This is a genomic window from Blastococcus sp. SYSU DS0617, assembly GCF_054051075.1.
Window position 1 is genome coordinate 348,771 of record NZ_JBJHAO010000001.1, and the last position, 19,203, is coordinate 367,973.

The following is a 19,203-nucleotide window of genomic DNA, read 5'->3' on the forward strand; positions in this document are numbered from 1 at the left end:
GGCACCCCCGCCGGGCCGGTCATCCGGCCTGGTCGCCCCGCGGGAGAACGCAGCGTTCGAGGGGGATGCACATCGTGTGATCTCCCTTACACTTCGCACCCGTTGCGGTGCGCCACCGTCCGCACCGCATCGGCACCTCCGCCGCACCGGGGAGCACCGGCGCTCCCCGGCGGCAGTCGACGCTGGGAGGAACGCATGCCCGACAGTTCGCTGTCCGGGGGAGATACGGCGCTGGTCGTCGTCATCCTCGCCATCTCGCTCGCCGCCCTGGCCTTCGCCGCCTATCTGGTCAAGGCCGTGATGGCCGCCGACCAGGGCACGGTGAAGATGCGGGAGATCGCCCAGGCGGTCCAGGAGGGTGCGGCCGCCTTCCTGCGCAGGCAGTTCCGGACGCTGGGCATCTTCGCCGTCATCGTCTTCCTGCTCCTGCTGGTCCTGCCGGTCGCCGACGGTGGCTGGGAGACCCGTATAGGCCGCGCGATCTTCTTCCTCGTCGGTGCGCTGTTCTCGGCATCGGTCGGCTTCATCGGCATGACCCTGGCCACCCGCGCGAACGTGCGGGTCGCCGCTGCCGCCAACGCCGGGGGCTACCTGCCGTCCTTCCGCACCGCGTACCGCACCGGTGGCGTCGTCGGGATGATCACCATCGGGCTCGGCCTCTTCGGCGCCGCGCTGGTGCTGCTGCTCTTCGACGAGACCGCACCGATCGTGCTGGAGGGCTTCGGGTTCGGCGGGGCGCTGCTGGCCATGTTCATGCGCGTCGGTGGCGGCATCTTCACCAAGGCGGCCGACGTCGGCGCCGACCTGGTCGGCAAGGTCGAGGCGGGGATCCCCGAGGACGACCCGCGCAATGCCGCGACGATCGCCGACAACGTGGGCGACAACGTCGGCGACTGCGCGGGGATGGCTGCGGACCTCTTCGAGTCCTACGCCGTCACGCTGGTCGCCGCGTTGATCCTGGGGCAGGTCTTCTTCGGCTCGGTCGGCATGGTGTTCCCGTTGATGATCGCCGCGATCGGCGTCATCGCCTCGATCGTCGGGGTGCTCGCCACCCGGCCCGCGACGACCGACGCGAGCGGCATGGCGCCGATCAACCGCGGCTTCTTCACCTCCGCCGCGGTCTCCCTCGTGCTCGTCGCGGCGGCGTCCTTCACCTACCTGCCCAGCATCTCCGACGGCGTCGACATGGAGGTCAGCCCCCAGGTCCTCGGCTTCGTCTCCGTGCTCATCGGCGTCGTGCTCGCCGCGGCGATCCAGCAGCTCACCGGCTACTTCACCGAGACCAGCCGCAAGCCGGTCAAGGACATCGGCCGCAGCTCGCTCACCGGCCCGGCGACCGTCATCCTCTCCGGCATCTCGCTGGGCCTGGAGTCCGCCGTGTACGCCGCGCTGCTCATCGGCGGCGCCGTCTACGGGGCGTTCCTCATCGGCGGCGGTGCGGCGCTCTACGCCGTCGCCCTCGCCGGCTGCGGCCTGCTCACGACCGCGGGCGTCATCGTCGCCATGGACACCTTCGGTCCGGTGAGCGACAACGCGCAGGGGATCGCGGAGATGTCCGGCGACATCGACGAGGAGGGCGCTCGCGTCCTCACCGACCTCGACGCCGTCGGCAACACGACCAAGGCCATCACCAAGGGCATCGCGATCGCGACCGCCGTCCTGGCGGCGACGGCGCTCTTCGGCTCCTACAACGCCCAGCTCGAGGCAGCCCTCGAGGACGCCGGCGACACCGCGGGAGAGACGCTGCAGGAGGCCTTCAGCCTGGTGAACCCGAACAACGTCGTGGGGGCCGTCATCGGCGCCGCGGTGGTGTTCTTCTTCTCCGGCCTGGCGGTCAGCGCGGTCTCGCGGGCCGCCGGCCGGGTGGTCTTCGAGGTCCGGGAGCAGTTCCGCACCAAGCCCGGGATCATGGACTACAGCGAGAAGCCCGACTACGGGGCCGTGGTCGACATCTGCACCAAGGACTCGCTGCGCGAGCTGGCCACGCCCGGCCTGCTCGCCGTCCTGGCTCCCGTGGCGGTCGGCTTCGGGCTCGGGTTCGGGCCGCTCGCGGCGTACCTGGTCGGGGCCATCGCGGCCGGCACCCTGATGGCCGTCTTCCTGTCCAACTCCGGCGGCGCCTGGGACAACGCGAAGAAGATGGTCGAGGACGGCGCCTACGGCGGCAAGGGCAGCGAGGCGCACGCCGCCACCGTCATCGGCGACACCGTCGGGGACCCGTTCAAGGACACCGCCGGGCCGGCCATCAACCCGCTGATCAAGGTGATGAACCTGGTCGCGCTGATCATCGCCCCGGCCGTCGTCAGCCTCTCCGTGGGCGAGGACGCCAACGACGTGGTCCGGGTGGCCATCGCCCTGGCGGCGACCCTGGTGATCGTGGGCGCCGTCGTGGTGTCCAAGCGGCGCTCGGTCGTGGTCGGGGAGGTCAGCAGCCAGCCCGACTCGGGATCGCTCACCACCACCGCTCCCTGATCCACCCACCCCGCGACCCTCCCGCCGAGAACCCCTCGGCGGGAGGGTCGCGGTGCGCGTTGTGGACGTCGTCCTCCGCTGTGGACGTGCGGCGGCCCGCCGTCGTCGTTCCTGCCTAGCGTCGCCGCCTCCCGTCCGCACCGACGGGTGACGACCGACCCGGGAGGCAGCCCATGGCGCCGAGCATCTCCGTGCAGCCGGACGCGCTGGCCGCGCTCGCCGACGAACTGGCCGGGCTGGCGGCCGAGCTCGCCACGGACGGGGACCGCTGCCGGTCCGCCGCCGGTGCCCTGGACTCCGTGCTGGGCGGTCGGGAGGGCGCGGCCGCCGGGGCCGTCGGCACCGCCTGGGCGGCGGTGGCCGCTGCCCTCGCGCAGGGGACGGAGGCAGCTGCCGGCACGCTGCGTGCCGCGGTGCTCGCCTACCGCTCGGCCGACGAGGAGCTCGGCGGGCGGCTCGGCGGGCCGGTGCTGCCGGACGGGGACGCGGCGTGCTGAGCGGTCCCACGCAGGAGAAGCCGTGACGAGCCCCGTCGCGCCCCAGGACGACGTGCTCCGGCTGCAGGCGCTGGCCGCCTGGGACGCCCCTGCGCTGCGGGCGGGACTGCGCGCCCTGACGGCGCTGGACGACGGCTTCCCGGCCTGGCGGACCCGCCTGGACGCCGTCGTCCGGGCCCTGGAGGACGAGGGGTGCTGGCAGGGCCCCGCCGCGGCGCAGGCCGGCCGGCTGCTCCTGCGCCTGTCCAGCGCCGCGGCCGCCGCGGACGCCGGGTTCGCCACCTCCCGTGCGGAGTGCGCGCACCTGGTGCGTTCGGTGGACACCGCGTCCGGGCGCGCGGCCACCGCGCTGGCCCTGGCGCCGGAGCTGCCGGTGCCCCTGGAGGCCGCACTCGCCCACGAGGGCACGCTCGCCGCGGCGGTCGACCGGCTGGTGCTCGGCCCGGAGTCGGTGGCCCCCGCGGTCGCGATGGCGAGGGAGGCGCTGGCGGCCGCGGCCGATGCGGAGGCCGCCGCGGTGCGGGCCGAGGCCGCGCTCGCCTCCGCAGGTGCGCACGCCGGATCCGCCGGCCGGCTCGACGAGCTGGGCAGCGGCTCCTTCCCGCTCGAGCCGCCGACCGGTGCCGACCCACGGGAGGTGGCCCGCTGGTGGGCGTCCCTTCCGTCCGCCGCGCAGCTCACGCTGGTGGACACCGCCCCGGCGACCGTCGGCTCGCTGGACGGCGTGCCGGCATGGGCCCGGGACCGCGCGAACCGGCACGCGCTCCGGCAGGCCATCGAGGACCCGCGCGCCGACGACGGCCAGCGGGCGACGGCCCGGGTCGTGGCGGAGCTGCTGGCCGCCGAGGAGGCCGCGGGCCGGACAGCACAGCTGCACCTCCTGGACCTGGCCGGTGAGCGCGTGGCGGTCGCGTTCGGCGACCTCGACGCCGCGGCCGCGGTGGCGCTCGTCGTCCCCGGCATGAACGTCTCCCCGGGCGACGACCTGCACGGCGTGGCCGGCAACGCGCGGGACCTCGCCGCCTCGGCCTCGCGAGCCGATCCAGGACCGGCCGTGGCCGCGGTGGCCTGGCTGGGCTACCGGGCGCCGCACACCATCTACTCGGTGACCAACCGCCGAGCCGCCACCAGGGGAGGCGCCGCCCTGGACGCGGCGCTGGACGGGCTGGCCGCGGCACGCACCTCTGCGGGCGTGCCCCGCTCGCGGACGACAGTGGTCGGGCACAGCTACGGGACGGTGGTCCTGGACGAGGCGGCCGACCGGCCGGGCCGGCTGGCGGCGGACGCCGTCGTCCTGCTGGGCAGTCCCGGCATGGAGGACGACGCCACGGCCCTGGAGGCGCCCGAGGTGTACGACGCGGCATCACCGGCGGACCCCGTCTCGTGGGTCGGCTGGTTCGGCACGGAGACGTGGGCACGCAGGTTCGGGTCCACCGGGCTGCCCGCCGACCTCGGCACCGGTCACTCGGACTACTTCGACCGCGACCGGCCGACGCTGGCCGCCATGGGGGAGGTGGTCGTGGGGCGGCGGCCCGACTGACCCCAACGCGGGACCGCTCTTCCCCGCCCGGGAACAGCAGCGCACCATGCACGTTCGGTAAGGAGAACGGCACGCCCACGGGAGGTCGTCCCCGGCTCCAGTTCGGCCGGGTGGCTTACCGTGGCCCGCCGAGGGGCCCTTTCGCGGCCGCGCCGCCTGGCGCCGGGCCCCGCGCGGGGAGCGGAGCACCGTCCGGACAGGCCGCACCCCAGCACCACCAGGCACCACCGACAGGAGCACCGTGCCCACGAAGACCACGCAGACCGAGAGCACCGAGCCCAGCGCCGGGGGCACCAAGACCCCGCGGCGCAGCTCGGCTGCGGCCGGCGGCAAGCCGCTGGTCATCGTGGAGTCGCCCACCAAGGCGAACAAGATCGCCGGGTACCTGGGCAGCGACTACGTCGTCGAGGCCAGCGTCGGGCACATCCGCGACCTGCCGCGCAACGCCGCCGACGTCCCGGCCGAGCACAAGGGCGCCGCCTGGGCGCGGCTCGGCGTCGACGTCGACAACTCCTTCGAACCGCTCTACGTGGTCAGCCCCGACCGCAAGCAGCAGGTCAGCCGGCTCAAGCAGCTGGTGAAGAACGCCAGCGAGATCTACCTCGCGACAGACGAGGACCGCGAGGGCGAGGCCATCGCCTGGCACCTGATCGACACGCTCAAGCCGCAGGTGCCGGTCCGTCGGATGGTCTTCCACGAGATCACCCCCGAGGCCATCGCCCGCGCCGTCGCCAACCCCCGCGAGCTCGACACCGCCCTGGTCGACGCGCAGGAGACCCGCCGCATCCTCGACCGCCTCTACGGCTACGAGGTCAGCCCTGTGCTGTGGAAGAAGGTGCTGCCCAAGCTCTCGGCCGGCCGCGTGCAGTCGGTGGCCACCCGCATCGTGGTGGAGCGCGAGCGCGAGCGGATGGCCTTCCACTCCGCCGACTACTGGTCGCTGGAGGGCACCTTCGCCGTCCCCGGCAAGGCCGCCGGCGCCGACGAGGGCGAGCCCACCACGGTGCGCGCGAAGCTCGTCAGCGTCGACGACAGCCGGATCGCCACCGGCAAGGACTTCGACGCCGCCACCGGCCGGACGACCGGCGAGGTCGTGCACCTCGACGAGGCGGGGGCCCGCGGCCTGGCCGCGCGCCTGGAGGGCCGGCAGGTCGCCGTCAGCAGGGTCGACGAGAAGCCCTACCGCCGGCGGCCGTACGCGCCGTTCACCACGTCCACGCTGCAGATGGAGGCCGGGCGCAAGCTCGGCTGGTCGTCGGCGCAGAGCATGCGCGTGGCCCAGCGGCTGTACGAGAACGGCCACATCACCTACATGCGCACCGACTCGACGAACCTGTCCGAGGAGGCCATCAACGCCGCCCGGCAGCAGGCCCGCGAGCTCTACGGCGACGCGTACGTGCCGGCCGAGGCCCGCCGCTACAGCAAGAAGAGCAAGGGTGCCCAGGAGGCGCACGAAGCCATCCGCCCCGCCGGTGACAGCTTCCGGACGCCCGGGCAGCTGGCTGCCGAACTGGCCCGCGACGAGTTCCGGCTCTACGAGCTGATCTGGCAGCGCACGGTCGCCTCGCAGATGGCCGACGCCGTCGGTCAGACGGTGAGCATCCGCCTGGCCGGCCGCAGCGCCACCGACGAGGCGGTCGAGTTCACCGCCAGCGGCCGCACGATCACCTTCCCCGGCTTCCTGCGGGCCTACGTCGAGTCCCGCGACGAGGGTGCGGCGAACACCGGCGACGACGACCACGGCAGCGACGACGCCGAGCGCCGGCTGCCCCGCCTGGAGCGCGGGCAGCAGCTCGACACCCGGGAGCTCGACGCCAAGGGGCACACCACCAGCCCGCCGTCGCGCTACACCGAGCCGAGCCTGGTGGCGCGGCTCGAGGAGCTGGGCATCGGGCGTCCGTCGACGTTCGCCTCGATCATGCAGACGATCCAGGACCGCGGGTACGTCTGGAAGAAGGGCAACGCGCTCGTGCCCTCCTTCGTCGCGTTCGCCGTGGTCAACCTGCTCGAGCAGCACTTCGCGCAGCTGGTCGACTACCAGTTCACCGCGTCGCTGGAGGAGGAGCTCGACGAGATCGCCGGCGGCACCCTGCAGCGGGTCGACTGGCTCACCGAGTTCTACTTCGGCGGCGAGGGCCGGCACGCCGGTGCCATCGCGCAGTCCGGCGGACTCAAGCACGTGATCGGCCAGCGGCTCGAGGAGATCGACGCCCGCGGGGTGAACTCGATCCCGCTGCGCGCGACCAGCCCCGAGGGCGAGCCGGTCGTGGCCCGGGTGGGCCGCTACGGCCCCTACCTCCAGGCCGGTGAGGACGGTGCGCGGGTCAGCATCCCGGAGGACATCGCCCCCGACGAGCTCACCGAGGAGAAGGTGCGCGAACTGCTGGAGGCCCCGTCGGGCGACCGGGAGCTGGGCACCGACCCGGAGTCGGGTCTCCCGGTGGTCGTGAAGGCCGGCCGCTACGGCCCCTACATCACCACCGTCGTCCCCGAGGGCAGCAAGGAGGCTCCCCGCACGGCGAGCCTGTTCGCGTCCATGTCGCCGGAGACGGTGACCATCGACGACGCGCTCAAGCTGCTGACGCTGCCCCGGACCGTCGGCGTCACGCCCGAGGGCGAGGAGATCCAGGCGCTCAACGGCCGCTACGGGCCCTACATCAAGAAGGGCACCGACTCCCGGTCGCTGGAGGGCGAGGAGAAGCTCTTCACGATCACCCTCGAGGAGGCGCTGGCGATCTTCGCCCAGCCCAAGCAGCGGGGGCGCGCGGCGGCCAAGGCGCCGCTCAAGGAGCTGGGCCCCGATCCGGTGACCGAGGGCGTGGTCACGGTGCGCGAGGGCCGGTTCGGGCCCTACGTGACCGACGGCGAGACGAACGCCAGCCTCCGCAAGGGGGACGACGTCGAGTCGATCACCATCGAGCGCGCCGCCGAGCTGCTCGCCGACCGCCGGGCTGCCGGCCCGTCCAAGAAGAAGAAGGCCGCGAAGAAGACCACGGCCAAGAAGACGACGGCCAAGAAGGCGCCGGCGAAGAAGGCGGCCGCGAAGAAGGCGGCCGACCCGGTCGCGACCAGCTGAGCGGTCCCGGGCCCCTCGTCCAGGGGGTCCGGGATCCGACACCGGGGGCACGGCCTCCCTCCCGGGATGCCGGTCGGCAGCGGTGTGCCGCCGTCGGGCCGCACGCACCGGGCTGCATCGTGCCGGCCCCGCTCGTCGTCGCGAACGCCGGGCCTCCGGCAGGTGAACGCGACCGCACGGTTCCGCCTCCCGGATCGTTCCGGGCGGAAACCGGTCCGATTCGTCGGCGGCGGCCGGTACCGTGACCCCGCTGGGGGCCGGCCTCCGCCCCCGTTCCCACGACCAGGGGAGCCGAGATCCAGTCCGACCCGACGCCTCCGGTGCCGCCGCGCGAGGAGCCGGCGGCACCCGACGAGGGGACCACGCCTCCGCCCGACGGGCTGCCGCCGGCGAACACGCCCGTGCCCGCGGACGCGGCCGTGCCGCTCGGCGAGGTCGACGCCGACCGGCCGGGCCCCTCGCCCACCGCCGCCGGGACGGAGCGCGACGCGGACGGTCCGCCGTCGGGCGGGGTGGCGTCGGTGGGTCTGGTCGCCAGGATCCGGGCCGTGCTGCGGGTGCGCGACTTCCGCAAGCTGTGGCTGTCGATGTCGCTGTCCAGCTTCGGTGACTGGCTGGGGCTGCTGGCCATCACGGCGACCGCCACGTCACTCGTGGACGGCTTCGCGGCGGCCAACTTCGCGCTCGGGGGCGTGCTGCTGTTCCGCCTGCTGCCGGCGATCGTGCTGGGGCCGCTGGCCGGCGCCTTCGCCGACCGGTTCGACCGCCGCAAGACGATGGTGGTCACCGACGTCATCCGCTTCGGGCTGTTCGCATCCATCCCCATCGTGGACACCCTCGTGTGGCTGTTCATCGCGCAGTTCCTCATCGAGGCGTTCAGCCTGTTCTGGATCCCGGCCAAGGACGCCGCCGTCCCCAACATGCTGCGCAAGGACCAGCTGGAGCCGGCCAACCAGCTCTCCCTGGTCACCACGTACGGGCTGACCCCGGTGCTGGCCGCGATCGTGTTCGCGCTGCTCAACTCCACCGGCGGGCGCCTGCAGTCGCTCTTCCCGGCCGTCGACCAGGTCGACGTCGCGCTCTACCTGAACGCGCTGACCTTCCTCGTCGCCGCGTTCGTCATCTGGAACCTGCCCTCGATCAGCGGCCGCCGGGCGGCGGACGCCACGACCGAGCAGGAGAGCTTCCTGGGCTCGCTGAGGCACGGCTTCTCCTTCGCCGGGCACACCCCGCTGGTCCGGGGCCTGGTCGTGGGCATCACCGGGGCCTTCGTCGCGGCCGGTGTGATCATCGCGACCGGGCAGGCGTACGCGAACGCGCTCGGCGGCGGCGAGGCCGCCTACGGCCTGCTGTTCGGCGCCGTGTTCATCGGGCTGGGGCTGGGCATCGCGCTGGGGCCCAGCGTGGCGCACGACCTGGCGCGCGAGCGGATCTTCGGCCTGGCCATCGTCGCCGCCGGCGTCATGGTCGTGCTCATGGCGTGGACGCTGACGCTGTGGTTCGCGCTGGTCCTGGTCGTGCTCATGGGCTTCTTCGCCGGCATCGCCTACCTCGCCGGCTTCACGTTGCTGGGCACCGAGGTCCAGGACGACGTGCGCGGCCGCACCTTCGCGATCGTGCAGTCGCTGGTCCGGGCGGCGCTGATCCTGTCGCTGGCGGTCGTGCCGTTCGGGGTGGGCCTGATCGGCCGGCACTCGGTGGACCTCGGCGCCGTCACCCTTCCGGTCACCGGGGAGCGGGTCATGCTGCTCGTGGCCGGGCTGCTGGCCGTCGGTGTGGGCGTGCTTGCCTACCGGCAGATGGACGACGGCCGGCCCGTGCCGCTGCTGGCCGACGTCGTCACCGCGCTGCGCCGGGACACCACCGCCCGACGGCGGCTGGCCGGGGGCGGCGTGCTGATCGCCTTCGAGGGTGGTGAGGGCGCCGGCAAGTCCACCCAGGTCAAGCGGCTGCAGGAGTGGCTGACCAACGAGGGGCTGGTGGCACGGACGACGTTCGAGCCGGGCGCGACCGCGTCGGGCGCGGGCATCCGCGCGATCCTGCTGGACCGTTCGCACACGGCCATCTCCCCACGTTCGGAGGCGCTGCTGTACGCCGCCGACCGGGCCCAGCACGTGCACGACGTCCTCCGGCCGGCCCTCGAGTCCGGCGAGGTGGTCATCACCGACCGCTTCGTGGACAGCTCGCTGGCCTACCAGGGCGCGGGCCGGACGATCCCGCTGGACGACGTCCGGATGCTCTCCCGGTGGGCCACCGGTGGGCTGGAACCCGACCTCACCGTGCTGCTGGACCTGCCGCCGGAGACCGGCCTGGCCCGGGCCCGTGGGCGGTCGGTGGCCGACCGGATGGAGTCGGAGTCCCTGGAGTTCCACCAGCGGGTGCGGCAGACCTTCCGGGTGCTCGCGGAGGGCGACCCCGACCGCTACCTCGTCCTGGACGCCACCCGGCCCGCGGACGAGCTGGCCGCCGCCATCCGGGTGCGGGTCACCGACCTGCTGTCGGGCCTGCCCCTGCAGACGCTCCCGCAGCAGGCGGGGGCGCCGGGTACGGCGACGACGCCCGTGCAGCGCCATCCGCACGCCCAGACCGGCGCGACCCCCCAGCTGCACCCATGAGCGTCGCGGCGGACGAGGGGGTGTGGGCGCGGGTCATCGGCCAGCCCGCGGTGGTGCACGAGCTGCGGGCCGCGGTCGACGACCCGGCCGCGATGACGCACGCCTGGCTGTTCACCGGACCGCCCGGATCCGGGCGCTCGGTCGCCGCGCGGGCGTTCGCGGCCGCGCTGCAGTGCCCCGCGGGCGGCGACGGCACCTGCCACGAGTGCCGGACCGTGCTGGCCGGCACGCACGCCGACGTCAACGTGATCGTCCCGGACGGGCTCTCGATCGGAGTCAACGAGGCGCGCGAGCTGGTCCGCGTGGCCGGTCGCTCGCCGTCGCAGGGTCGCTGGCAGATGATCATCGTCGAGGACGCCGACCGGATGAGCGAGTCAGCGTCCAACGCCGTCCTCAAGATGATCGAGGAGCCCCCGCCCCGCACCGTCGTCATGCTGTGCGCGCCGAGCCTGCACCCCGAGGACGTCCCGGTGACCATCCGGTCCCGCTGCCGGGTGGTCGCGCTGCGGACGCCGACGGTTCCCGCGATCGCCGACGTGCTGGTCCGCGACGGCGTCGACCCGGCGCTGGCCTCCTGGTCGGCCGCGGCGTCCGGTGGTCACGTGGGCCGGGCTCGCCGGCTGGCGCGGGACGAGGAGGCGCGGCTGGCCCGCAAGGCGGTGCTCGACGTCCCGCTGCGGCTGGTGTCCCTGGCCGCCTGCCTGGACGCCGCCGACGACCTCGTCGGTGCGGCCAAGGAGGAGACCGAGGCCGCGACCGAGGTCCTCGACGGCGCCGAGACCGACGCCCTGAAGAACAGCCTCGGCGTGGGCGCCCGCGGTCCCGGCGTGGTCGCGGCGAGCCGGGGGAGCGCCGGTCAGCTCAAGGAGCTGGAGCGCCGGCAGAAGTCGCGGGCCACCCGCATCGGCCGGGACTCCCTCGACCGCGCGCTGGTCGACCTGGCCGGCCTCTACCGGGACGCGCTGGTGCTGGCGTCGGCGCCCGCGGGGGAGCTGCCGCTCAACCACCCCGACCGCCGCGCCGACGCCGACCAGCTGGCCCGGCTCATCGGTGCCGAGGGGGCGCTGCGGCGGATCGACGCCATCCTCGAGTGCCGCACGGCGCTGGAGCAGAACGTCAAGCCGCAGATCGCGCTGGAGGCGCTGACCGTGGCGCTGCGACTGCCCGCGTGACGCCCCGCCCCTGCGCCGGAGCGCTGCGAGGGTGCCGTAGTCTGTGTCGGCACGTCCGCCGCCTTAGCTCAGTCGGTAGAGCATCTCACTCGTAATGAGAAGGTCGTCGGTTCGATTCCGACAGGCGGCTCACTCACCGCAGCGGGTCCGTCCTCCGGGACGGGCCCGCTGCGTCGTTCCGGGGCCCGGGCCGCCGGTGCGCCCTCGGGTCGGCGCGGCGTTGCTCGCCCCAGCCGAAAGAGGTCTCCGGCACCCAGTCCTCGAGGGCGTCGGCCAGTCGCTGCGCCAGCTGGTCGTCGCCGGCACGCTCGACGCCCTCCCACGAGGCGCTGCTCAGCAGCAGCGCGAAGACGTCGTCCCCGACCGTCATCTGCAGCCAGATGTCGGCCGGTGCGTCGTCGTCCACCAGCCGCAGCCGGGCGCTGACCGTCTCGCCGTCGCGCAGGATGCTGCGTGCCACGGGCAGCACCACCTCGTCGCGCAGCCGGGACAGCGCCGCATCGGTCGCGTCGGTCACCGACGGTGGCTCGGGATCGGGGTCCGTAGCACCGAACTGCAGGCGCAGCTCGCTGGTGTACGCGCGGTCCGGTGGTTCGGTCATGCGGGCAGCCTGCCAGCGCTGCGCTGTCCCAGGACATGGCTGACGGCGGCACGCCGTCAGGAGTGGCGTGCCGCCGTCAGGTGTGCTCGGCGACGTCCGGGGCCCGGAGGACCCGGGGGAGTCAGTGAGCGGGGGACTCGTTCTTGGCGCGCTCGAGCGAGGCGATGATCTCCGCCTCGGCCTCTTCGCGGCCGACCCAGTTGGCGCCCTCGACCGACTTGCCCGGCTCGAGGTCCTTGTAGGTCTCGAAGAAGTGCTGGATCTCCAGGCGGTCGAACTCCGACACGTCGGTGATGTCCTTGAGGTGGGACATCCGCGGGTCGGTCGCCGGGACCGTGAGGACCTTGTCGTCCCCGCCGGCCTCGTCGGTCATGCGGAACATGCCGATGGCCCGGCACGTGATCAGGCACCCGGGGAACGTCGGCTCCTCGAGCAGCACCAGGGCGTCGAGCGGGTCGCCGTCCTGTCCCAGGGTGCTCTCGATGTAGCCGTAGTCCGCCGGGTAGCGGGTGGAGGTGAACAGCATCCGGTCCAATCGGATGCGTCCGGTGGCATGGTCCAGCTCGTACTTGTTCCGCTGGCCCTTCGGGATTTCTACCGTCACGTCGAACTGCACCCGCCTAGTCTGGCCCATGGTGTCTCCGCGCGATCCGCGGAGGTCACTTTCTGGGGGGTGGGCAGCATCGCGTCGAGTGGTTCGACGATCGTCACAGCCAAGACCGGACGGTTCCGTCGGCGCATCGCACTGGGCGTCATCGCGCTGGTCCTGGTGCTCGTCGGCGGTGGCCTCGCCCTCGCTGGTGTGCTGGACGGCAGCGGGGACGAGACCGCCGGCGGTGAGACGGTGACCGTCTCCGACGCGGTCCTCCCCGAGCTCGGCGCGGCCGAACCCGTGCTCGCCTCGCTCGACTCCGCGGCCCCCGCCCCCGAGCCGGCGGTCCTGGCCGCGACGCTCGGTCCGCTGCTGGCGGACCCGGGCCTGGGCGGCGGCGTCTCCGCCGAGGTCGTCGACGTGCAGACCGGTGAGGTCCTGCTCGATCTCGACGCGGACGCCCCGGCCGTGCCGGCGTCCACCGCGAAGCTGCTCACCGCGGCGGCCGCGCTCACCGCGCTGGATCCCGCGCAGACCCTCACCACGAAAGTCGTGGCCGGCTCGGCACCCGGCGAGGTCGTCCTCGTCGGCGGCGGCGACCCCACGCTGTCGCGCACCTCGCCGTCGCAGAGCTATCCCGGTGCCGCCACGGTCGCCGACCTCGCTGCGCAGGTCGTCGCGGCCCTGCCGCCGGGCACCTCGGTCACCCGGGTGGTCGTCGACAGCTCGCTGTTCACCGGCCCGCTGACCGCCCAGGGCTGGGGGGCGTCCGACGCGCCGTCGAGCTACGCCGCACCGGTCACGGCGACGGCCGTGGACGGAGCTCGCGTGAGTCCCGGCTCGCAGGCCCGCAGCGGCCAGCCCGGGATCGACGCCGGGGTCGCCCTCGCCGACGCCCTCGGGGCGCCGAACGCCACCGTGGTCCTCGGGGAGGCACCCGCCGGCGCGGAGCAGCTCGCCGCGGTCGAGTCCGCGCCGATCGCCCGGCTGGTGGAGCAGGCGCTGTCGATGTCGGACAACGTGCTCGCCGAGGCGCTGGCCCGTCAGGTGGCGCTGGCCCGCGACCTGCCCGCCTCCTTCGAGGGCGGGGCCGACGCGGTCGTGGGCGCGCTCGCCGACGCCGGCGTCGACACCACCGGTGTCAGCCTCGCCGACGGCAGCGGGCTCTCCCGGCTGGACCAGGTGCCGGCCGGGGTCCTCACCGATCTCGTGGCCGGTGCGGCGGACGGCTCGCTGGAGGACGCGTCCGCGATGCTGTCCGGCCTGCCGGTGGCCGGCTACGACGGCACGCTGTTCGACCGGGGGGACGCCGACACCGCCCCGGGCGTCGTCCGGGCGAAGACGGGCACGCTGATGGGGGTGCACGCCCTCGCCGGCACCGCGGTGACCGCGGAGGGCCGGCTCCTGGCCTTCGCCGTCATCGCGAACGGGTCGGACAGCGAGGCCCGTGCCGAGGCGGCCCTCGACGACGTCGCCGCGGCGCTGGCCGCCTGCGGCTGCAGCTGACCGCCCTTCTCGTGGCCCGGGCCGCGTCGGTGCCCGCGGGTACGGTGAGGCGATGAGCAGCGCCTCCTCGATGGTCGACTGGGACCTCGCCGGCCGCACCGCCCGCCGCCTCGCCGGGCCCGGTCCGCGGACCACCCGTGAGGACGCCGCGGCCGTCGTCCGCGAGCTGCACGAGGCCGCGGCCGTCGCCGTCGCGCACGTCGAGCGCCTGACCGGGATGACCGCCGTACCCGGAGGTGCGCCGCCCGAGGTCGCCGTCGTCGACCGTCCCGGCTGGGTCGACGCCAACGCCCGCGGCATGGCCGCGCTGCTCGATCCGCTCGTCGACGCGCTGGCCGAGCGGACCGGCAACCGGCCCGGTGCCCTGGCCACGGCCATCGGCTCCCGGGCGACCGGCATCCAGGCCGGCGGCGTCCTGGCGTTCCTCAGCTCCCGCGTCCTCGGCCAGTACGAGGTGTTCGGCACCGGCGGGCGGCTGCTCCTCGTCGCCCCCAACATCGTGGCGACCGAGCAGAAGCTGGGCGTCGACCCGTCGGACTTCCGGCTCTGGGTGTGCCTGCACGAGGTCACCCACCAACTGCAGTTCACCGCCGTGCCGTGGCTGCGCACCTACCTCGAGAGCCAGATCGAGGAGTTCGTCGCGGCCACCGACCTCACCACCGACGTCCTGCGCGAGCGCCTTCAGGACGTGCTGCGCGGCCTCACCGACGCGGTGCGCGGGGACGACGGTGAGTCCGAGGGCCTCATGGCGCTGATCAAGGACCCGCGCCAGCGCGCGGTGCTCGACCGGATCACCGCCGTGATGAGCCTGGTCGAGGGGCACGCCGAGTACGTGATGGACGGCGTCGGGCCGGACGTCGTGCCGACGGTGCGCACGCTGCGCAAGCGGTTCGCCCAGCGCCGCAAGGGCCGGGGGCCGATCGACCGCGTGCTGCGCCGGCTCCTCGGGCTCGAGCAGAAGATGAAGCAGTACGCCGACGGGCGGGTGTTCGTCGGCGGGGTGATCGACCGGGCCGGGATGGACGGCTTCAACCAGGTGTGGGCACGGCCGGAGAACCTGCCGCTCATCGAGGAGCTCACCGCTCCGGAGCGCTGGGTCGAGCGGGTGCTGGGGCGCCCGGCCATCCCCGCCTGAGCGTGGCCGGTCCCGATCCGGCGGTCGCGCAGGTGCGCAGCGCCGTCCGTCCGGGCCTGACCGCGGACGGCCGGCCGGTGCTCGTCGCCTGCAGCGGGGGAGTCGACTCCCTGGCGCTGGCGGCCGCCGTCGCGTTCGAGGCGCCCCGTGCCGGGGTGCCGGCCGGCGCCGTCACGGTCGACCACGGGCTGCAGGCCGGCTCGGCGGAGCGTGCGCAGCAGACCGCCGCGGTGCTGCGGGACCTCGGTCTCGCGCCCGTGCTCGTCGTCCGGGTCGACGTCGGGGCGGACGGCGGGCCGGAGGGCGCGGCGCGCACCGCCCGGTACGCCGCCCTCGCCCACGCCGCCGCCGAGCACGACGCGCGGGTGACGCTGGGGCACACGCTCGACGACCAGGCCGAGACGGTGCTGCTCGGCCTGGGCCGGGGCTCCGGCCCCCGCTCGGTGGCCGGCATGGTCGAGCACCGCCGCACCGCCGGCACCGCCTGGTGGCGCCCGCTGCTGGGCGTCCGGCGGGCGACGACGCGGGCCGCCTGCGCAGCCCAGGGTCTGGCCGTCTGGGACGACCCGTGGAACGGTGATCCCGCCTACACCCGCGTGCGCCTGCGGACCGAGGTGCTGCCGCTGCTGGAGCAGGTGCTCGGCGGTGGGGTCGCGCCGGCCCTGGCCCGCACCGCCGCGCTGCTGCGGGCGGACCTCGACGCGCTCGACGCCTCGGCTGCCGAGCACCTCGACGCGCTGAGCTGCGACGACGGGCTGCCCGCCGCACCCGTCGCCGAGCTGCCGGCGGCGCTGCGCACGAGGGTGCTCCGGGGGTGGCTGCGCGCTGCGGGGGTCCCGGACCTGCAGGCGGTGCACCTGGACGCCGTCGATGCGCTGCTGGTGCGCTGGCGGGGGCAGGGCCGGGTCGACCTGCCGGGCGGCGCCGGCGTCGTCCGGGCGTCTGGCACCCTGAGGCTGGTGTCCGTGCGCGACGACGGCGGCCCGCCCCCTGCACCACACGACCGCGAGGAGCCCGACGCGTGAGCGAGTCTGCGACCAGCACCGGGGCCCTCGGCCCCGACCACGGCTACGGACCCGACATCGACCACGTGCTCCTGAGCGAGGAGCAGATCCAGGCCAAGATCGGCGAGCTCGCCGCCCAGATCGCCGACGACTACGCGGGCAGGGAAGTGCTCCTCGTCGGTGTCCTCAAGGGTGCGGTGCTGTTCATGAGCGACTTCGCCCGGGCGCTGCAGCTGCCGACGCAGATGGAGTTCATGGCCGTCTCCTCCTACGGCTCGGCCACCAGTTCCTCCGGCGTGGTGCGCATCCTCAAGGACCTCGACCGCGACATCACCGACAAGCACGTGCTGGTGCTCGAGGACATCATCGACTCCGGGCTCACGCTCTCCTGGCTGCTCAAGAACCTCGGCGGCCGCTCCCCGGCGTCGCTGGAGGTCTGCGCGCTGCTGCGCAAGCCCGACGCGGTCAAGGTCGAGGTGCCGGTGAAGTACATCGGCTTCGACATCCCCAACGAGTTCGTCGTCGGCTACGGCCTCGACTACGCCGAGCGGTACCGCGACCTGCCCTACATCGCGACCCTCAAGCCCGAGGTGTACACGTAGCTCTTGTCGTCCCTCCGGGCCGACGACCGCCACCAGGAGCCGTTCCCCTCCTGCGCTGAGCCCCTCCGTCGCACCGCCCGGGGAGCCTGCGGCCCCGCCGCGCGGCACGACCCCCGCGGGGCGGCTCGCGCTGCGGCAGCGACTCGGTCGCGTCCCGGCTCGCGCGCGGCCTCTCCCCGTGTCGCGGTCGGGGACCCTCCGGGCCCCGCGACCGCCCCACTCGACCGGGCCACTCGTCAGGGCGTAAGCCCAGGGAATGCACAGGTGCGCCGGTGTACCTTCGGACCCGACGACGCTGCACGGAGCGCCGGGGGCCCTGCCCGGGTCGCAGGCAGCGTCACCGGACGATCAGGAGGGTCGACGGGCAGACCGGTCTCGCCGGTGCCCGGCATCGGTGTATGGAACGTAAGAAGTTCTACCGCTCCGTGTGGTTCTGGGTCGTCATCGTCGTCCTCCTGGCCCTCACGCTCTCCTCCCTGTTCCGCGGCGGCAGCGAGTACCAGGAGGTCTCGACCTCCGTGGCGCTCGAGCAGCTGCGCGGGGACAACGTCGAGAGCGTCACGATCAACGACCGCGAGCAGACGGTCGACCTCGACCTCGCCGAGGCCGTCGACGGCAGCGAGCAGATCACCGCCTCCTACCCGATCGGCGCCGAGGACGAGATCTTCGACCTCGCCTCCGGTGCCGGCGAGGGTGACGCCGAGTTCGACACCAACGTCACCCAGGACAGCCTGCTGGCCAGCCTGCTGATCAGCTTCCTCCCGATCCTGCTGATCCTGCTGCTGCTGTTCTGGCTGTTCAACTCCATGCAGGGCGGCGGCCGCGGCGTCATGGCCTTCGGCAAGTCCAAGGCCAAGCAGGTCACCAAGGACACCCCGAAGACGACGTTCTCCGACGTCGCCGGCGCCGACGAGGCCATCGAGGAACTGCACGAGATCAAGGACTTCCTGCAGAACCCGGTCAAGTTCCAGGCCGTGGGCGCGAAGATCCCCAAGGGCGTGCTGCTGTTCGGCCCGCCCGGAACCGGCAAGACGCTCCTCGCGCGCGCCGTGGCCGGCGAGGCCGGCGTGCCGTTCTTCTCCATCTCCGGTTCGGACTTCGTCGAGATGTTCGTCGGCGTGGGTGCCAGCCGCGTCCGCGACCTGTTCACCCAGGCCAAGGAGAACGCCCCGGCGATCATCTTCGTCGACGAGATCGACGCCGTCGGCCGGCACCGCGGCGCAGGAACGGGCGGCGGGCACGACGAGCGCGAGCAGACGCTGAACCAGATGCTCGTCGAGATGGACGGCTTCGACGTCAAGGGCGGCGTCATCATGATCGCCGCGACCAACCGGCCGGACATCCTCGACCCGGCGCTGCTGCGCCCGGGCCGCTTCGACCGGCAGATCGCCGTCGACCGCCCCGACCTGATGGGCCGCAAGAAGATTCTCGAGGTGCACGCCAAGGGCAAGCCGCTCGCGCCCGACGTCGACCTGGAGACCGTCGCCCGCCGCAGCCCCGGCTTCACCGGCGCCGACCTCGCCAACGTGCTCAACGAGGCCGCGCTGCTCACCGCGCGCAACAACGGCTCGCTGATCACCGACGAGACCCTCGAGGAGGCGATCGACCGCGTCATCGCCGGCCCCGAGCGCAAGACGCGGGCGATGAGCGAGAAGGAGAAGAAGGTGACCGCCTACCACGAGGGCGGGCACGCCCTCGTCGCCCACGCGCTGCCGAACCTCGATCCGGTGCACAAGGTCACGATCCTGCCGCGCGGCCGCTCGCTGGGGCACACGCTGGTGCTGCCGACCGAGGACAAGTACACCCAGACCCGGTCGGAGATGATCGACACCCTGGCCTACGCCCTCGGCGGGCGCGCGGCCGAGGAGCTGGTCTTCCACGAGCCCACCACCGGTGCCGGGAACGACATCGAGAAGGCCACCGCGATGGCCCGGTCGATGGTCACCCAGTACGGCATGAGCGCCAAGCTCGGTGCGGTCAAGTACGGCAGCGGTGACGCCCAGCCGTTCATGGGCCGGGACATGCACTCCGGGCCCGATTACTCCGAGGCCGTCGCCGCCGACATCGACGCCGAGATCCGGGCGCTGATCGAGGCCGCCCACGACGAGGCCTGGGAGATCCTGGTCGAGCACCGGCACGTCCTCGACCAGCTCGTCCTGGAGCTGATGGAGAAGGAGACGCTGTCCAAGGAGGACATGGCGCGGATCTGCGCGCCGGTCACCAAGCGTCCCTCGCTGGCCCCGTACAACGGCTTCGGCAAGCGCACGCCGTCGGACCAGCCCCCCGTCCTCACGCCGTCGGAGCGGGCCGGCCAGAACGGATCGGCCGGTGGCGACCCGATGCCGGTCGGGGACGTCGGCGCGCCGGTCCAGCGGTGAGCCCGGTGACGGC

General features: G+C 73.7%; 13 protein-coding genes and 1 tRNA gene. 12 read left to right on the forward strand and 2 right to left on the reverse strand.

The genetic code is table 11. From position 1 onward, the window contains the following. Nucleotides 1-195 precede the first annotated feature (195 nt). The 7 genes from ACI793_RS01695 (at nucleotide 196) to ACI793_RS01725 (ending at nucleotide 11,502) form a co-directional block, all read left to right on the forward strand. Nucleotides 196-2,472, forward strand: coding sequence for a sodium-translocating pyrophosphatase (locus ACI793_RS01695; protein ID WP_456604791.1), 2,277 nt, complete (start codon nucleotides 196-198; stop codon nucleotides 2,470-2,472). A 173-nt stretch (nucleotides 2,473-2,645) separates the two neighbouring features. Further along, the gene (locus ACI793_RS01700; RefSeq protein ID WP_456604628.1) at nucleotides 2,646-2,969 is read left to right on the forward strand and encodes a type VII secretion target; all 324 of its coding nucleotides are present in this window, start codon (nucleotides 2,646-2,648) and stop codon (nucleotides 2,967-2,969) included. A gap of 22 nt (nucleotides 2,970-2,991) precedes the next feature. Further along, nucleotides 2,992-4,509 (forward strand): alpha/beta hydrolase, encoded by a 1,518-nt coding sequence (locus tag ACI793_RS01705; protein WP_456604629.1) that lies wholly within the window; start codon nucleotides 2,992-2,994, stop codon nucleotides 4,507-4,509. 241 nt (nucleotides 4,510-4,750) lie between these two features. Beyond that, nucleotides 4,751-7,585: a type I DNA topoisomerase gene (topA, locus tag ACI793_RS01710; protein ID WP_456604630.1), complete on the forward strand. Its 2,835-nt coding sequence runs from the start codon at nucleotides 4,751-4,753 to the stop codon at nucleotides 7,583-7,585. 401 nt (nucleotides 7,586-7,986) lie between these two features. Continuing rightward, the gene (tmk, locus tag ACI793_RS01715) at nucleotides 7,987-10,200 is read left to right on the forward strand and encodes a dTMP kinase (RefSeq protein WP_456604631.1); all 2,214 of its coding nucleotides are present in this window, start codon (nucleotides 7,987-7,989) and stop codon (nucleotides 10,198-10,200) included. Then, nucleotides 10,197-11,372, forward strand: a complete 1,176-nt coding sequence (locus ACI793_RS01720) for a DNA polymerase III subunit delta' (protein WP_456604632.1) — start codon at nucleotides 10,197-10,199, stop codon at nucleotides 11,370-11,372. The genes tmk and ACI793_RS01720 overlap by 4 nt, the downstream gene beginning before the upstream one ends. A gap of 57 nt (nucleotides 11,373-11,429) precedes the next feature. Further along, a tRNA-Thr gene (locus ACI793_RS01725) sits at nucleotides 11,430-11,502 on the forward strand. Nucleotides 11,503-11,505: 3 nt separating this feature from the next. Here the strand turns inward: ACI793_RS01725 and ACI793_RS01730 are convergent. Both ACI793_RS01730 and ACI793_RS01735 read right to left on the reverse strand, forming a co-directional pair. Continuing rightward, nucleotides 11,506-11,973, reverse strand: a complete 468-nt coding sequence (locus tag ACI793_RS01730) for a hypothetical protein (protein ID WP_456604633.1) — start codon at nucleotides 11,971-11,973, stop codon at nucleotides 11,506-11,508. 121 nt (nucleotides 11,974-12,094) lie between these two features. Beyond that, nucleotides 12,095-12,589, reverse strand: a complete 495-nt coding sequence (locus ACI793_RS01735) for an inorganic diphosphatase (RefSeq protein WP_456604634.1) — start codon at nucleotides 12,587-12,589, stop codon at nucleotides 12,095-12,097. Between the two features lie 57 nt (nucleotides 12,590-12,646). On the opposite strand from ACI793_RS01735, the gene dacB reads away from it, so the two are divergent. From dacB to ftsH, 5 genes are all read left to right on the forward strand, one after another. Beyond that, complete coding sequence (gene dacB, locus ACI793_RS01740; protein ID WP_456604635.1) at nucleotides 12,647-14,071, forward strand: D-alanyl-D-alanine carboxypeptidase/D-alanyl-D-alanine endopeptidase; 1,425 nt, start codon at nucleotides 12,647-12,649, stop codon at nucleotides 14,069-14,071. Between the two features lie 52 nt (nucleotides 14,072-14,123). Further along, entirely contained in the window at nucleotides 14,124-15,206 is a 1,083-nt protein-coding gene (locus ACI793_RS01745) for a zinc-dependent metalloprotease (RefSeq protein ID WP_456604636.1), read from the forward strand. 2 nt (nucleotides 15,207-15,208) lie between these two features. After that, nucleotides 15,209-16,231 carry a tRNA lysidine(34) synthetase TilS gene (tilS, locus tag ACI793_RS01750; protein ID WP_456604637.1) on the forward strand — a complete coding sequence of 341 codons (1,023 nt, stop codon included), beginning with the start codon at nucleotides 15,209-15,211 and terminating at the stop codon, nucleotides 16,229-16,231. Continuing rightward, the gene (gene hpt / locus ACI793_RS01755; protein WP_456604638.1) at nucleotides 16,228-16,812 is read left to right on the forward strand and encodes a hypoxanthine phosphoribosyltransferase; all 585 of its coding nucleotides are present in this window, start codon (nucleotides 16,228-16,230) and stop codon (nucleotides 16,810-16,812) included. The genes tilS and hpt overlap by 4 nt, the downstream gene beginning before the upstream one ends. Nucleotides 16,813-17,210: 398 nt before the next feature. Beyond that, entirely contained in the window at nucleotides 17,211-19,190 is a 1,980-nt protein-coding gene (ftsH, locus tag ACI793_RS01760) for an ATP-dependent zinc metalloprotease FtsH (RefSeq protein ID WP_456604639.1), read from the forward strand. Nucleotides 19,191-19,203: the final 13 nt, after the last annotated feature.

Coding starts and splice junctions, on each gene's coding strand:
- ACI793_RS01730 (WP_456604633.1), bottom strand. CDS start 11,973: ATGACCGAACCACCGGACCGCGCGTACACCAGCGAGCTGCGCCTGCAG.
- ACI793_RS01720 (WP_456604632.1), top strand. CDS start 10,197: ATGAGCGTCGCGGCGGACGAGGGGGTGTGGGCGCGGGTCATCGGCCAG.
- ACI793_RS01700 (WP_456604628.1), top strand. CDS start 2,646: ATGGCGCCGAGCATCTCCGTGCAGCCGGACGCGCTGGCCGCGCTCGCC.
- ACI793_RS01695 (WP_456604791.1), top strand. CDS start 196: ATGCCCGACAGTTCGCTGTCCGGGGGAGATACGGCGCTGGTCGTCGTC.
- ACI793_RS01745 (WP_456604636.1), top strand. CDS start 14,124: ATGAGCAGCGCCTCCTCGATGGTCGACTGGGACCTCGCCGGCCGCACC.
- ftsH (WP_456604639.1), top strand. CDS start 17,211: ATGGAACGTAAGAAGTTCTACCGCTCCGTGTGGTTCTGGGTCGTCATC.